Source organism: Rhizobium favelukesii (assembly GCF_000577275.2).
GTDB lineage: Bacteria > Pseudomonadota > Alphaproteobacteria > Rhizobiales > Rhizobiaceae > Rhizobium > Rhizobium favelukesii.
Genome location: NZ_HG916855.1, coordinates 1,818,945 through 1,834,335 on the forward strand (window position 1 = coordinate 1,818,945; position 15,391 = coordinate 1,834,335).

Sequence of the window (15,391 nt, forward strand, 5' to 3'; positions counted from 1 at the left end):
GCGATGCGGATCGCGGTCGGCGGAATTCACACGGAATGCAGCACTTATTCGCCGGTGCTAGTGACAATCGAGGATTTCCGCGTCCTTCGCGCAGAGGACCTTCTTGGCTCGGACTATTTCAGCTTTCTCAATGCGCACGAGATTGAGCATCTTCCGCTTCTGCATGCACGCGCGTGCCCGGTGGCCCGGTGTCACGGGCCGCCTACGAGACATTCAAGGCGGAGTTTCTCGATCGTCTGCAAGGTGCCTTGCCAGTCGACGGTCTCTACCTTGCCATGCATGGCGCCATCAATGTCGAGGGAATGGACGACGCCGAGGGAGACTGGATTGCGGCCGCCCGTTTGGTCGTTGGTCCGGACTGCATGATCGCAGCAAGCTACGATCTGCACGGCAATGTCAGCCAGAAGATCGTCGACCAACTCGACATATTCGCGGCCTATCGCACCGCCCCGCATATCGATGTTCGGGATACGATGGTGCGTGCCTGGTCGATGCTGGTCGACGCCTTGAGGACAGGCAAGCGGCCGGGTGTAGCTTGGGCGCCAGTGCCCGTTCTCTGGCCGGGGGAGCGAACATCAACCGAGGTCGAGCCTGCAAAGCGCCTCTACGGGATGTTGCCCGACGTCGATCAGCGTGACGGCATCCTCGATGCCAATCTGATGATCGGCTATGTGTGGGCGGACGAGCCTCGGGCGACTGCCTGCGCGATCGTCACAGCGACCGACAAGCGGGCGGCAGCGCAAGCTGCAGAAGAGCTCGCGCTTTCTTACTGGAATGCGCGCGATGACTTCGCCTTTGGTCCAGTGACCGGTGTGCTTGACGCCATGCTCGACATTGCCGAGAACGCGTCGACGGCGCCCGTGGTCCTTGCCGATTCTGCTGACAATCCGACCGGCGGCGGCGTTGGCGATCGGGCTGACGTCCTCAAGGCATTGCTGGCCCGTAGATTTGACGGAGCGCTGCTTGCCGGCATTGTCGACCGGCCGGCCGTCGCGGCATGCTTTGCCGTCGGCAAGGGCGCAAGGATCGAGCTGGACATCGGCGCAACCCTCGACCCGTCGAGCGTGCCTGTCCACATTGAAGCCGATGTCGTCTTCCTCGACGACCCTGGCGCTGCGGCCGAGCGCCAGGCAGTGGTGAGGACTTCAGGCATTACGGTCGTGCTCGCAGCGCGACGGCGCCCCTATCACAATATCACCGATTTCACACGCCTTGGCCTCGATCCGAAATCGGTGCGCATGCTGGTGGTGAAGTCCGGCTATCTTTCTCCGGAGCTGGCGCCAATTGCCAATCCGAACCTGATGGCTTTGACGCAGGGCGTCGTCAACCAGGATATCGAAGGTCTGGTCAGCAGGCGACGCACCCGACCGGCCTTCCCGTTCGATCGCGACTTTGACTACGCACCGCGGGCGCGCCTTTCTGCGCGCTGGCAAGACTGATTTTTTGTCCCGGCAGGTTTCGGCGTTGCGCCGAACCTGCTAAGGCGCCCTTCATCCGCACCACCGGGTGTTTGCCACCCTGATCCCAATCATGACCCGATTCCTGCCTGATGTATTCCGCAACCCGACAATCCGGGTCAGCATGCTTGCGATCTTCGCCTTTGGCTTTGCGGGGGCGGCGACCTCGCCATATCAATCCGTCATTGGCATTCGCGAACTCGGTTTGAGCAACAGCCTGTACTCGGCGCTGATATTCGCAGCTGCAGCCGTCAACGTCACCATCAGCATCCTGCTTGGCAATCTTGCCGACCGACTTGGCGAGTATCGTCCGCTGATGCTTTCGGTTGCCGTTTTTGGCATCTTCGGTTACGGCGCGGTCTATCTCTTTCCCGCGCAGGCAACGTTCATCTTCAGTGCGCTAGTGCTGCTGCCGATCTATAACGCACTGAATTCCTTGCTCTTCGCCAATGTGCGCGCGACCACCATCGGCATGCCGCGCGGTGACGTTGCCACGGTCAACTCAGGCGTGAGGGCGATGATCTCGCTTTCCTGGGTGCTCGTGCCCGGGTTTGTCGGTGTCCTCCTGGCGCGCTCGACCAGCATGCTGCCGGCCTATCTCTTGGCCACCCTCGCCTGCATGGTGTGTCTTGGCCTGATCGCGGCATTCCTGCCGCGCCAAAGCGGCACCGACAAGGCGGCAACGCGCCATCTTTCCTATCTCGCCGCGCTTGCAGAAGTCATCTCGCCGCGCGTCTTCATCCGCGTGATTGCAGTGTCGCTGATCAGCAGTACTCTTCACGTGAACGGCGCCATCCTGCCGCTGATCGTGACTGGATCCGCGCACGGCACGGTCGGCGATGTCGGGATCCTGGTCGGCATCGTCGCTTTCCTCGAAGTGGTCTTTATCGTCGTCTGGGGGCGTGTCCAACGGATCATGAACCACGTCGCGGCCCTGGCGATCGGCACGATCATCTACGTTGTGTACCTCGTGTTGCTCGGCTTTGCCTCCGCGCCGTGGCATGTCTATGCCTTGACCCTCATCAGTGGAATCGGCGCCGCGGCCCTCATCAGCATCCCAATCACCTATCTGCAGGATCTGATAGCCGAGCGGCCGGGTCTCGGCAGTGCGCTGATATCCGTCAACATTTTCCTGAGTGCGGGACTGAGCGCGCTTCTGTTTGCGATCGGCACCGGCGTCAGCGGCTATTCCGGAACGGCAATCATCGGTGCTGTGGCGGGCCTCTCGGGTCTTTTCCTGCTGCTCTTCTTCGATGGCGCCAAACGACGGCGCTGAGACGGTCAATGTTTTCACGGCGAGCCACGTAACCGAAAATGCCCGCCGCGAGACCGGCGGCGGGCATCTGCTCAAAGGCTCGGGAGAGAGTGTGAGCCTCAGATGTTGGCGAGCAGCTCGTTGATGCGCTGTTCCATGTCGGTAAGGGCTGCATCGATCTCCTTCTGGCCGGTGATCGCCGCGCTCATTTCCTGGCCAATAATGTCCTGGATCGCGAACTGGCGCTGGACGGTAGACGGAAGCGGCGTGCCGAGCGTGGCGATCGCCGAAATCGTGTCGCGATGCGGCAGGGCCTTGAACTGATCGGAATCCAACACCGCCTTGACAGCTGGCAAATGGCCGGTGCGCGACCAGTCGAAATCGTTGTCATGGAAAAACTTCAAGAACTTCCCGATGGCCGCGGTCTCATCCTCGGATCGGTCCTTTTGCGAGACGGCCCAGCTGTGGCCGTCGGCGTATTGCGCCTTCTTGCCCGGGAAGAGCTGCGGATAGGGATAGACGGCATAGCCGCCGGCGTTGAGCGCGGTACCGGACTTTTCGGACGATGCCGTGTAGTCACCGATGACCCAGGTGCCGTTCAGGTGAACACCGCCCTCGCCTGCGAGAAAGGCATTGATGCCGGCCGCATAGTCCAGATCCTTGGTGGTGTAGCCGTTGTCGTAGATCGCCTTGTACATCTCGAGGACCTTCTTGGCCTCGGGCGTATTGATCTTGACCTGCTTCGGATCGGCAAAGAAGTTGGAATCCTGCTGGAACAGATACGTATAGAGATTGCGGGTATAGAGCGCGACTTCATTCGCCAGGTTCTGGACGAAGTAAGGCTTGCCGGTCTTTTCCTTGAACTGCTTGGCCTGCGCCAAGAGCTCGTCGACGCTGGTCGGCAACTTCGGCGTGCCGTCGGCATTGACCAGATCGGCCTTTTTGAAGAGGTCCATATTAATGTGGTACAGCATGGTCCAGCTGTCGATGGGCAGGCCGTAGATCTTGCCGTCCTTGGTGACGCCGTTCAAGCTGGCGTCGGTAAAGTCGGTGGAGGCGACACCAACAGACTTCATCACGTCGTCGAGTGGCATCAGCAGGCCCTTGGACTGATAATCGGCAAGCACCGACTGGTGGACGGTGACAATGTCAGGCGGATCGCCGGCGGCGAACTGCGCCGTCAGCTGATCGTAGCCCGGCCATTCGACGGTCGTCACCGTCACATGCACATCCGGATTGTCCGCGTTGAACTTGTTGATGAGCGAGGTGATGATGCCGCATTCGCCGACCGCCTTGCTGACGTCGGTATTGGTGCCGAAATCTGCATCGCAGGCGCCGAAGAAGCGCTGCACGGTGAGTTCGGTGGCAGCATAAGCCGGGCTTGTGCCGGCAAGGGCAATCACCGAGGCCGCCGCCAGCATGTATTTTCTCAAGGTATGCGTCATTTCCATCTCCTCCTCATTGGGTCTTCGACCCTTGGCTAAGCCCCCTCCCCGGGAGCCGGTTGCGACGTCATCGCAAGGTCAGCGTCAGCGCACGGCGGCGCCAGACACTGCCGTCACGATGTATTTCTGGAAGAACAGGTAGAAAACGAGGACCGGGGCACCGGCAAAGACAGCCTGCGACATCAGGAAGCCGAGACCTTCCGACTGTGCAAAGTTGGTCTGCGATGAAGCGATCCCGATCGTCAGCGTATACATTTCCTTCTTGGTGCCGGAGATCAGCGGCCAGAAGTAATCGTTCCAGGCGCCGAGGAAGGTGAAGATGCCAAGCGTCGCCTGGGCGGGAATCGTCAGCGGCAGGAGCACTTTCCAGAAGATCTTGAAGCGGCTGGCATTGTCCAAGAGCGCCGCCTCGTCGAGTTCCTTGGGGATGGCGCGGAAGTACTGCGTCATTAAGAACACGCCGAAGGGCGCCGACAATCCTGGGAGGATCAGCCCGTGATAGGTGTTGTGGAACTTCAGCCAGCTGAAGATCTGGTGGCGAGCGATGAGGACCGCCTGCTCGGGGATCGCAAGGCCGAGCAACACGATGATGAAGAGCGTGTTGCGGAACGGAAAGTTCAGACGTGCGAAGCCGTAGCCGGCAAGCGACGACAAGATCAGTGTGAAGATCGTCAAGCCGCCGGCGACGATGACGCTGTTCAAGATCCAGCGGAATACCGACGAAGTCGCCAGGATATTGATATAGTTTTTGATCGTGTAAGGCGCACGGAAGACGGAATTCATGTCCGCCATCAGTTCCTTGTTGTCCTTGAGCGAGAGCGCAATCACCCACAGCACCGGCGCCATCATGATCAGCGCGCAGACGACTGCCAGGATGAGGATCACGCGATCGCCGGTCGAGCGACCGACCATGCTGCCACCGGAAACAGCACTCATCCTTCCTCTCCTTTGCGGCGCGAAATGAAGTACTGCGCCATCGCAGCAATCAGGATCAGTATGAAGAGAATTTCGGAGGCGGCGGCCCCGAGGCCGAGGTCCCACTTGGTAAAGGCGGCTTCATAGATGTAGAGCACGATCGGCTTCGACACATTGTTTGGGCCGCCGAGTGTCATCAGCTTCGCCTGGCCAAACAGTTGGAATTGCAGCACGACCTGAATGATGAGCACGAGCACGAAGGTGCGCCGGATCGATGGCAGCGTGATGTACCACAGCGTGCGCCAGCGGCTGGCATTGTCGAGGGCAGCGGCTTCATAGATTTCGGCCGGCACCTGCTGCAGTGCCGACAGGAACAGCATCATCGGCAGGCCGATGCACCACCAGACGGTCGCAACCGCGATGCCGATCATCGCAAGGTTCGGATTGGAGAGGAAGGCGGGGGCCGGCAGGCCGAACCAGCCATAGATGGTGGCAAGCAGGCCGAAATTGCCGATGAAGACGATGCGCCATATCAGCGTGACGATCGTCACTGACAAGACGGAAGACGAGAAATAGACGGCGCGCAGCGCCGCTGCCACCTTCGTCTTGCGGTTCAGGGCAAGCGCCAGAAGCAGGCCGATGATGGCGAGCGTCGGGACCGTCAAAAGCACGAAGTAGAAGGTATTGCCGACCGCCTGGATGAAGATCTTGTCCCTGAAGAGCCTGGCATAGTTATCAATCCCGACAAACCGGCCGATGCCGAAGGCATCCGCCTTGTGGAGGCTGAGCCAGATGCCCCAGAACAGTGGCACGACAAGCAGGGTCACGAAAAAGCAGAGGTAGGGCGCGACGAAGAGAGTGTTGCGCCAGAGCGGCGCATTGATATTCTGCACCGTCTGCCGGGCGGCGATGCCGGCGGCAGGCCGGGCGGAGGAAAGCGCCGCCTCAGCCATGACCAGCCTCCTCGTTGTGCCAGGCGTGACCGGCGTCGTCGAAGAGATGCGTGCGCGTCCCGTCGAGCGTCAGTGCCACCTCGTCGCCGATCGCGACGCGGCTGTTGCCGATATCCTCGGCAACGATGACGCTGCCATCCTTGAGACGGGTATAGAGAAGCGTGCGGTCGCCAAGGCGTTCGAGTACATCCACCTTGCCAGTCGTCGTCGCAGCGATGCCGTTTGCAAGCTTGACGGCTTCGGCGCGGATGCCGAGGCTATATTCGCCCGCCTTCACCCCATTGGCACGGATCGCTGTCTGCAGTTCGCTACCATCAGCCAGCTTGGCGCGCACGAAGCCGTTCTCTTCCGACAGGCCAGCCGACAGGAAGTTCATCGTCGGGGATCCGACGAAGGTGGCGACGAAACGGCTTGCCGGACGCGAATAGATCTCCATCGGCGTGCCGATCTGCTCGATCTTGCGATTGTTCATGACGACAATGCGGTCGGCGAGCGTCATCGCCTCGATCTGATCATGCGTGACGAAAATCATCGTCGATCTGACGCGATTGCGAAGCTGCGCGAGCTCGACACGGGTACGAACGCGCAACGCCGCATCAAGGTTCGACAGCGGCTCGTCGAAGAGAAACGCCTTCGGTTCCTTGACGATGGCGCGGCCGATGGCAACGCGCTGGCGCTGACCGCCGGAAAGCTGGCCCGGCTTGCGCTCGAGCAAGTGGCTGATCTCCAGCATCCGGGCGGCTTCAGCAATGCGTGCCGAGATCACATCGCTAGACACGTTGATGTTGCGTAGTCCGAAGGCCATGTTGTCAGCCACCGTCATGTGCGGATAGAGCGCGTAGGACTGGAAAACCATGGCAATGTCGCGCTGCCCAGGCGGCAGCGTATCGATGCGCTCGCCATTGATCGAGATCGTGCCCTCGTCGACGCTTTCCAGCCCTGCGATCATGCGCAGTAGCGTCGACTTTCCGCAGCCGGATGGACCGAGGAAGACCATGAACTCATTCGCCTTGATCGACAGCGACAAGCCATCAAGGACAGTTATCGAGCCGTATCGCTTGCTCACATTCTGAATTTCGATATTGGCCGTCATCGGACTGCTCCTGTGCAGTCAGGACCCGAAAAGCCGATATGAAAACGTGGCTGGCATGTTTCTGCCGAGAATGCGCCCGCCTTGAGAAACGGGCTGCCCTCAGTCAGTGATAGTGCCAAAACAGAAGCGCTCGCTTCCATCTCTTCCTCCCAGTGGCACGTCAAAACCGGTGCGCTGACGTTAAATCATACAATTGTATTGTCAACATATCTTTTGATATGTATCGGAAATACGGGTTTGAAATAGGCGTGAAGCCGGATCATCCGGTAGGAGAGCGGCGCGATCCTTGCGCTGAGCTTGCCATCCACGACACTCGTCCCCGTAACCGCCTTCGCCACCACATTATCGGGCGCGTCGGCGGTGTTGGTGATGTTAAGATCACTATGAGAGACGACCTGATCGTCGATGACCCGCAAGGCGCCGAATTCGAGCAGGCTCACGTCGAGATCGAGTGTTTCGGCGCCATGGCGGTTGACGATGAAGAAGGTCACCGTCTTCTTGTCCGCATCATGCACGGCTGAGACGTCAAGGTAGGGAACGTCACCGAGGTCGTCGACCCTGTAGGTCGGGCTGTCGACCATCAGCTTCAGCGCTGTGCCGCGTCCGTAGACGGAGGCGAAATAGTAGGGATAGAATATCGTCTGGCGCCACGCCGGACCGCCCGGAACCGTCATGATCGGCGCAATCACGTTGATGAGCTGCGCCAGGCAGGCGATCTTCACGACATCGGCACGATTGATGAAGGTATTGAGGATGCAGCCGACCTGCAGAACGTCCTCGAAATTGTAGTCGTCTTCCAGCAGTGCCGGCGCATGCGGCCAGCCGTTCGCGCCGGCGAGCGTCGCCTTGTCGCGCTCCTTGGAGTGATACCAGACATTCCACTCATCGAAGGAGATGTAGACGTTCTTGGAGGAGCGCTTCTTCGCCTTGATGTAGTCGATCACACCTGCGACCGTCCCGATGTAATTGTCGAGTTCGATGCTGCGGGCGAGATAGTTGGCCGTGTTCTTGGCGCGGTTTTCGAAATACATGTGGAGCGAGATGTAATCGACCTCGTTGTAGGTATGATCGAGGACGGTCGCTTCCCATTCCGGATAGGTCGGCATATGAGCATTGGACGAGCCGCAGACGACGAGTTCGAGCGAGCTGTCGAAGGCACGCATGGCCTTGGCGGTTTCATGCGCCAGCCGGCCATATTCGTCGGCTGTCTTGTGGCCAATTTGCCAGGGTCCGTCCATCTCGTTGCCGAGGCACCATAGCTTGACATCCCAAGGCTCGGCGCGGCCGTTGGCGATGCGCTTGTCGCTCCATTCGCTGCCGCCGGAATGATTGACATATTCGAGGAAGTTGCGCGCCTCATCGAGGCCACGCGAACCGAGGTTGACGGCAAGCATCATCTCGGTGTTGGCCGCGGTGCACCAATCGGCGAATTCATGGATGCCGACCTTGTTGCTTTCGCAGGTATGCCAGGCAAGATCGAGGCGCGTCGGGCGGCTCTCCTTCGGGCCGATGCCGTCTTCCCAATTGTAGGCAGAAACGAAGTTGCCGCCGGGATAACGTACGATCGGGACGTTCAGCTCCTTAACGAGCTCGATGACGTCCTTGCGCATGCCGTTTTCGTCGGCGGTCGGGTGGTCGGGTTCATAGATGCCGGTGTAGACGGCGCGACCGAGGTGCTCGATGAACGAACCATAGAGGCGCGGATCGATGTCAGAGATCGTGTATTTGCTGTGCGCTGTGACCGCGGCCTTCATGCTATCCTCCACTATATCGCTATTTGTGATTTGTATCACAATTTAAGATGAATAAAGCGGAAGCCTGATGCGCGGTCAAGCGTAAAATTCATATCGAATAGGTTCACCGCGTCTTGAGACGCATCACGATGTCCTGATCGTAGTTGCCAAAGCCACGGCCAAAGATGTTGATGCCGCCCGGATGTTTGGCGTCGTCGTGGACGCCGATGCGCAGCCGGATCGAGTGATGTTCCGATAGTCTGAGAGCGTTCAGCGTCGTGTTGGAGATGCGCAAACCGTCAACGAAAGCGCCCTCGTCATTGATGCGAAAGTTCTTCAGCTTGCCGTATTGTGAGCCCTTCAGCTTCCACCAGTCGGGGGTGAAGACCCCGCGTTTGTCGCCAAAATCGCCGGGAGATGTCCAAGTTCCAATCTCGGCACCATTGACCGAAAGCGTGATGTCGGAGGGCCAGTCGGCACTGGTGCCAGGAACTTCGGAGCTCAACTCCATGACGAATTCGATCTCACGAATGCTGGTATTCGTCAGTCGCGCATTGTTGGGAAACTGATACTCGACATAGCCCCGCGTGAACCAGATGAGCCCGGTCTTCATGCGGTCCGGATCAAGGAAGGTATTGGGAACATCGAGCAGCCCAATGATGCCATCGGCTGAACAGAGCCCGCAAGGCGCCGTCACCTCGAAGCTCGTATATAGCCCGAGCGGCATCGACACCTCGATCCCGTCCGGTTCGGTTTCCTTGATTTCATTCTTGAAGACGACGAGGATTTCATCGTAAACGCTACGGCAGACCTTCTGATTGCCCTTGCGGGCCTTTAGGGTTTCCGTGTGGATCAGCCCCGCCTCTTCCAGCATCTGCACGTTGGTCGAGACGCTGGACTGCGGCAGATCAAGGATATCAGCGATTTCGTTGACGTTAAGCGCCCCCTTCTCATGCAAAAGCTTCAGCACCGCCACCCGCGCCGGCGAGGCTAGGCCCTTGAGAATGGGCATACCTTCTTCGGGGTCGACGACAAGAAAATTGCGGCTCATGGGGTTCCGATCGGCAAAGATTAAGAATGAACAATCTCGTTCTATATCAGAGATATTGATTTAATCAATTGCGCGGCGAACCAACGGTCGTTGAGCGCTGGGACGCCCGGACGTCAAAAGTCCCGCGACGATGCCGCGGGACCTCTTGGGGCCGTGACCGGGAGAGAGATGGTCAGGCGGCCTGAACCTTTTTGCCGGTGCGTGCCCATGCCGGCAACCAGTCGCCGTGGGCGGCGAGCAGATCGTCCACCATGGACCAGATCTGGTCGAGGTCGAGTTCGGCTGCGGTGTGCGGGTCCATCATTGCGGCGTGGTAGATATGCTCGCGGTTCTCGGTCATCAGCGCCTGGACCGTCAGTTCCTGGACGTTGATGTTGGTGCGCATGAGCGCCGTCAGCTGCGGCGGCAGGTCGCCGATAAAGGTTGGCTGGATGCCCGACGCGTCGACCAGGCACGGCACTTCGGCGGCGCAGTTGTAGGGCAGCGAGGTGATGCAGCCATTGTTGCGGACGTTGCCATAGATCACCGAGGGCTCGCCGGTCCAGACCGAGTTGATGATCGAGGAGGCATATTCCTTCGACTGCTTGACCTCGATCTTGTCGGCCGAACGATAGGCTTCCGCCTGCCCCTTCCAGCGCTCGATCTGTTCGATGCAGCGCTTTGGATATTCATCGAGCGGAATGCCGAACTTCTCGATCAGATCCTCGCGCCCGTCCTTGATGAAGTACGGCGTGTACTCGGCAAAATGCTCCGAGCTCTCGGTGACGAAATAGCCAAGCCGCGTCAACATCTCGTAGCGCACCTTGTTCGGGCAGCGCGGGTTCCAGCCGGGTTTCGGCGCGCGGCCGTCGCGATAGGCGCGCACCAGATCTGGATAAAGATCCTTGTAGGAACCATCCGGCTGGCGATGTTCGAACTTCAAGTAGAAGGCCATGTGGTTGATGCCGGCGGAACGGTAACGGATGTCCTCGTAGGGAATGTCGAGGTCGTGCGCCAGTTCCATCGCAGTGCCCTGCACCGAGTGGCAAAGGCCAACCTGCTTGATATCAGGATACTTCTGCGCAATCGCCCATGTGTTGATCGCCATTGGATTGACATATTGCAGCATGATCGCCTCAGGGCAGACGGCAAGCATGTCCTCGCAGATCTTCCACAGATGCGGCACGGTGCGAAGGCCGCGCATGATGCCGCCGACGCCGAGCGTGTCGGCGATCGTCTGGCGCAGGCCGTACTTCTTCGGGATCTCGAAATCGGTAACGGTGCAGGGTTCGTAGCCGCCGATCTGGAAGGCGACGACCACGAAGTCGGCACCGGCAAGCGCCTTGCGCTGGTCCGAATAGGTCTCGGCCTTCGCCTTTGCCCCAAGCGTCGAGATCAGCTTGTTGACGACGATGGCGCTTTCGTCAAGCCGCTGCGGATTGATGTCCATCAGTGCGATCGTCGCACCCGACAGCGCCTGGCGCTGCAGCACGTCGCCGATGATGTTCTTCATGAAGACAGTGGAGCCAGCGCCGATGAATGTGATCTTGGGATTTCTTGCCATTATAACCTCCGGCATGTGCAATCAGGAGACCTCGAAAGCGGCTTTGACGAGCCGTTCCGTGTAGGCGGTCTTGGGATTGGTGAGAACGTCGTTGACGGGTCCCTCTTCCATGATCTTGCCATTCTGCATGACAATCACCCGGTGGCAGAGGGCACGCACGACCTTGAGATCGTGCGAAATGAAGAGGTAGCTGAGACCCCGTTCGTCCTGCAGCCTGCGCAGCAGTTCGATGATCTGCGCCTGGACCGACAGATCGAGTGCCGAGGTCGGCTCGTCGAGCAGGATGAATTCCGGCTCGAGCGCGATGGCGCGGGCAATGGCGATTCGCTGACGCTGGCCGCCGGAAAACTCGTGCGGAAAGCGAGATAGGATATTGCCGGGCATGCCCGCCGCAATCAGCGCCTGGCGGACGCGATCGAGCCGTTCGGCCTTGGTTGCACCGAGCTTGTTGACGACAAGCCCTTCTTCGATGATCTGCCCGATCGTCATGCGCGGATTGAGCGAGGAGAACGGATCCTGAAAGACGACCTGCATGCGCGAGCGTAGCGGTCGCATTTGCGAACGCGACTTGCCATGGATCGGCAGCTTGTCGAAGAAGATTTCGCCACCATCCGGATCGTTCAGCCTGAGCAGTGCCTGGCCGAACGTGGTCTTGCCGGAACCGGATTCACCGACCAGACCCAGCGTCTCATGGCGACGAAGCGTGAGGTTCAGGCTATCGACGGCAACGAGTTCCTTCAACTGTGGTTTGAAGAAGCTGCCGTGGCGCATCATGAAGGAGACGCGCACGTCCCTGGCCTCCAGGATGACATCCGATCCTTCCGGCAGTGGATTGGCCTGACCGCGAGGCTCGGAGCCGAGGAGGTGCTTGGTATAGGCGTGCTGAGGATTGGCAAAGAGCTTTTCCGTGGTGTTGTGCTCGCGCATCTCGCCATGCTGCATCACGTAGACATAGTCGGAGAACTGCCGCACCACCGTCAGGTCGTGGGTGATCAGGATCACCGCCATGCGCAGCTCTTGCTGGAGGTTGCGGATGAGGTTGAGGATCTGTGCCTGCACAGTAACGTCGAGCGCCGTGGTCGGCTCGTCGGCGATCAGCACATCGGGGTCGTTGGCAAGTGCCATGGCGATCATCACGCGCTGACGCTGGCCGCCGGAAAGCTGATGCGGATACTGGTTGAGCCGTGCCTCCGGATCCGGGATCTGAACGTGCTTCAGCAGTTCCAAGGCGCGGGCTTGCGCCTGCTTCTTGCTCATCCTGCGATGAACACGGATTGCCTCGACGATCTGGCTGCCGATCGTGTAGATCGGGTTCAACGAGCTCATCGGTTCCTGAAAGATCATCGAGATACGGTCACCGCGTAGCTTGCGGCGTTGGCGCTCGGAAAACTGAAGGATATTGGCACCGTCATATTCGACGGTCGATTTCGGCGCGACCACCGCCCGCTTGGATAACAGCCCCATGACGGTGCGGGCCGTCACGGATTTACCCGAACCGGATTCACCGACGATCGCAATCGTTTCGCCACGATAAAGCTGAAAGGAGATATCCTTCACGGCCTCGACCGTGCCATGCTCGACCTTGAAATTCACGGCGATGTTGCGGGCGTCGATGATCGGGCTTTCAGTGCGGCCCTCGTGATCGAGGCGAACGGGCGGCGCGAAGGAGTTGACGAGTGCAAGGGCCATGTTCTTTACCTCAATAAGGATCGACGGCGTCGCGCAGACCATCGCCCAGCGCATTGAAGGCAAAGACGGTGATCAGCACGAAACCGACGGGCGCCAGGATCCAGGGATAGGTGCCGATCACCGAGTAATTCGCGGTGTCCTGCAGCATCAAGCCCCAGGAGATCAGCGGCGGCTTCACGGCAAAACCAAGGAAGCCGAGGAAGGACTCGAGCAGCACGACGCTCGGGATATGCAGCGTGACAGCGACGATGACGTGGCTCATCACGTTCGGGAATATGTGCTGGAAGATGATGCGCCGGTCGGTGGCGCCAACCGCCATGGCGGCACGCACATAATCGATGCGGGCGAGCGCCAGTGTCTTGCCGCGCACTTCGCGCGACATCTGTGCCCAGCCGAGCGCCGACATGACGATGATCACGAAGCCGAGGAAGACATTGGTCGGCGCCGTCACCGGGATCAGCGAGGTCAGGGCGAGATAAAGAGGCAGCTGCGGGAAGGCGAGCACCACTTCGACGAAGCGCTGAACCCAGGTGTCGAAGGTGCCGCCGAAATAGCCTGATACCATGCCGACCGTCGTGCCGATCATCGTCACGATGAAGACGACGGTAAGCGCGATCGTCAGTGAAATGCGCGAACCGATGATGGCGCGTGAGAGGACGTCACGGCCGAACTTGTCGGTTCCGAGAAAGTGCACCGGCTGGCCGTCCACTGAACCGAAGAAGTGGCGGCTCGCCGGGATGAGACCAAAGAGCCTGTATTCCGCACCCTTCACGAAAAAGCCGAGGAGGCGCGGATTGTCGTAGTCAGGACCGACGATTGGCTGGAAGGTGACGGGATCGAGCTCTTCGGATTCACCAAGCGCATAGACACGCGGCGGATAGGTGAGATTGCCGTCCCTGTCATGGAAGCTCATGACCTGCGGCGGCGCGAAGCCAACATCGGTGGCCTTCGGGTCCATGGGCGCAAAGAAATCGGCAAAGATCGCCATGATGAGCAACAAGCCAACGAGGACGAGGCCCATCACTCCCGTCCAGGAGCGTCTTAACCGCCGCCAGACGAGCGCCAGGTAGCTCTCATTGCCGTGCGGCGCATTGTTGACGGCTTCTTCACGCGGCGGCGGGGGAGCGGAATCGAAGGCGAGCATATCAGGCTCCTCCGTACTGGCGGACGCGTGGGTCCAGCATGGCAAGCAGCATGTCGGCGATGATGTTGCCGACGATCAGTGTGGCAGAGAGCACCATCATGAAGGTGGCCGTCACGTAGACGTCGCCGATCGCCATGGAGCCGACGATCGCCGGTCCGACGGTTGGAAGCGAGAAGATGATCGCGGTCTCGATTTCCCCGGTCAGCATGTAGGGAAGAACGACGCCCTGGTACATGACGAGTGGATGGAGCGCGTTCGGCACCGCATGACGCATGACGACCGCGGCGCCGGACAGACCTTTGGCGCGGGCCGTCTCAACATATTGCGCATTCAGCGTATCGAGCAGATTGCCGCGCATGACGCGCATGTTGTAGGCGAGCCCGCCGAAGGTGGCGATGGCGACGACTGGCCACACATGGCTGACGAGATCGACGAATTTCGCCCAGGACCACGGCGCTCCGCCATACTGCGGCGAGAAGAAGCTGCCGATCTCCGAGACGTTGAACTGGAACACGAGCAGGTAGACTATGATCAGCGCCATCAGGAAGCGCGGCACCGTCATGCCGAGGAAGGAGACGCCCGAGAGCATGCTGTCGATCCAGGAATATTGCCGGGTTGCCGCCCAGATACCAAAACCGATGCCAAGCACGGATGCAAAGATGTGGCAAACCAGGGCAAGCGCCAGAGTGCGCGGCAGGCGTTCGCTGACGACATCAGCGACCGGCTTGTTATAGAACATGCTGTAGCCGAAATCCCCTTTGGTCACGATACCCTTGATCCAGTTGAAATACTGGACGACCATCGGCTGATCGAGGCCGTGCTCGACGCGATAGGCTTGAGCCTGTTCCTCAGCCTGGGCAAAAGAGGCCCCACTCTGATTGATCAGCTGCGAACGGATGTAGTCGGCATAGTCACCGGGCGGCGCCTGGATGATCGCGAAGGTCACGACGCTCAAAATGATGAGGACGGGTATCGCAGAGGCTATGCGCACGAGCAGGAATCGTAACATCGGACGGTTCGCTCTCCTTGCCGCAAGTCGCGCCTGTCGGTGCGGCCGGCTTGTTGACGTTGCCCGGCCGCGCTTCACGCGCGACCGGAGTCCTCGGTTGGGAG

General features: G+C 59.7%; 11 protein-coding genes and 1 pseudogene. 2 read left to right on the top strand and 10 right to left on the bottom strand.

The genetic code is table 11. The features are described from left to right. Positions 1-3: 3 nt before the first annotated feature. Together LPU83_RS72180 and LPU83_RS72185 are read left to right on the top strand one after the other, a co-directional pair. A pseudogene (locus LPU83_RS72180) lies at positions 4-1,439 on the top strand (M81 family metallopeptidase). A gap of 91 nt (positions 1,440-1,530) precedes the next feature. Continuing rightward, a complete protein-coding gene (locus LPU83_RS72185) occupies positions 1,531-2,733 on the top strand; it encodes an MFS transporter (protein ID WP_024314618.1) in 1,203 nt (400 codons plus the stop codon). Positions 2,734-2,831: 98 nt separating this feature from the next. Here the strand turns inward: LPU83_RS72185 and LPU83_RS72190 are convergent, their stop codons facing one another. The 10 genes from LPU83_RS72190 to LPU83_RS72235 all read right to left on the bottom strand — a co-directional run bounded on the left by LPU83_RS72190 (position 2,832) and on the right by LPU83_RS72235 (position 15,287). Then, complete coding sequence (locus LPU83_RS72190; RefSeq protein ID WP_024314617.1) at positions 2,832-4,157, bottom strand: ABC transporter substrate-binding protein; 1,326 nt, start codon at positions 4,155-4,157, stop codon at positions 2,832-2,834. 84 nt (positions 4,158-4,241) lie between these two features. Continuing rightward, positions 4,242-5,093, bottom strand: a complete 852-nt coding sequence (locus tag LPU83_RS72195) for a carbohydrate ABC transporter permease (RefSeq protein WP_024314616.1) — start codon at positions 5,091-5,093, stop codon at positions 4,242-4,244. Next, the gene (locus LPU83_RS72200) at positions 5,090-6,025 is read right to left on the bottom strand and encodes a carbohydrate ABC transporter permease (RefSeq protein WP_024314615.1); all 936 of its coding nucleotides are present in this window, start codon (positions 6,023-6,025) and stop codon (positions 5,090-5,092) included. Before LPU83_RS72200 ends, LPU83_RS72195 begins: the two co-directional genes overlap by 4 nt. Then, positions 6,018-7,118: an ABC transporter ATP-binding protein gene (locus LPU83_RS72205; RefSeq protein ID WP_024314614.1), complete on the bottom strand. Its 1,101-nt coding sequence runs from the start codon at positions 7,116-7,118 to the stop codon at positions 6,018-6,020. The genes LPU83_RS72200 and LPU83_RS72205 overlap by 8 nt, the downstream gene beginning before the upstream one ends. A gap of 185 nt (positions 7,119-7,303) precedes the next feature. Then, positions 7,304-8,872, bottom strand: a complete 1,569-nt coding sequence (gene arfA, locus LPU83_RS72210) for an arabinosylfuranosidase ArfA (protein ID WP_024314613.1) — start codon at positions 8,870-8,872, stop codon at positions 7,304-7,306. A 103-nt stretch (positions 8,873-8,975) separates the two neighbouring features. After that, positions 8,976-9,902 carry an ArsR/SmtB family transcription factor gene (locus tag LPU83_RS72215; protein ID WP_024314612.1) on the bottom strand — a complete coding sequence of 309 codons (927 nt, stop codon included), beginning with the start codon at positions 9,900-9,902 and terminating at the stop codon, positions 8,976-8,978. Positions 9,903-10,074: 172 nt separating this feature from the next. Continuing rightward, positions 10,075-11,445, bottom strand: coding sequence for an alpha-glucosidase/alpha-galactosidase (gene melA, locus LPU83_RS72220; RefSeq protein WP_024314611.1), 1,371 nt, complete (start codon positions 11,443-11,445; stop codon positions 10,075-10,077). Positions 11,446-11,466: 21 nt separating this feature from the next. Next, the gene (locus LPU83_RS72225) at positions 11,467-13,134 is read right to left on the bottom strand and encodes an ABC transporter ATP-binding protein (protein WP_024314610.1); all 1,668 of its coding nucleotides are present in this window, start codon (positions 13,132-13,134) and stop codon (positions 11,467-11,469) included. A gap of 10 nt (positions 13,135-13,144) precedes the next feature. Further along, positions 13,145-14,278, bottom strand: a complete 1,134-nt coding sequence (locus LPU83_RS72230) for an ABC transporter permease (protein ID WP_024314609.1) — start codon at positions 14,276-14,278, stop codon at positions 13,145-13,147. A 1-nt stretch (position 14,279) separates the two neighbouring features. Continuing rightward, entirely contained in the window at positions 14,280-15,287 is a 1,008-nt protein-coding gene (locus tag LPU83_RS72235; RefSeq protein WP_024314608.1) for an ABC transporter permease, read from the bottom strand. Positions 15,288-15,391: the final 104 nt, after the last annotated feature.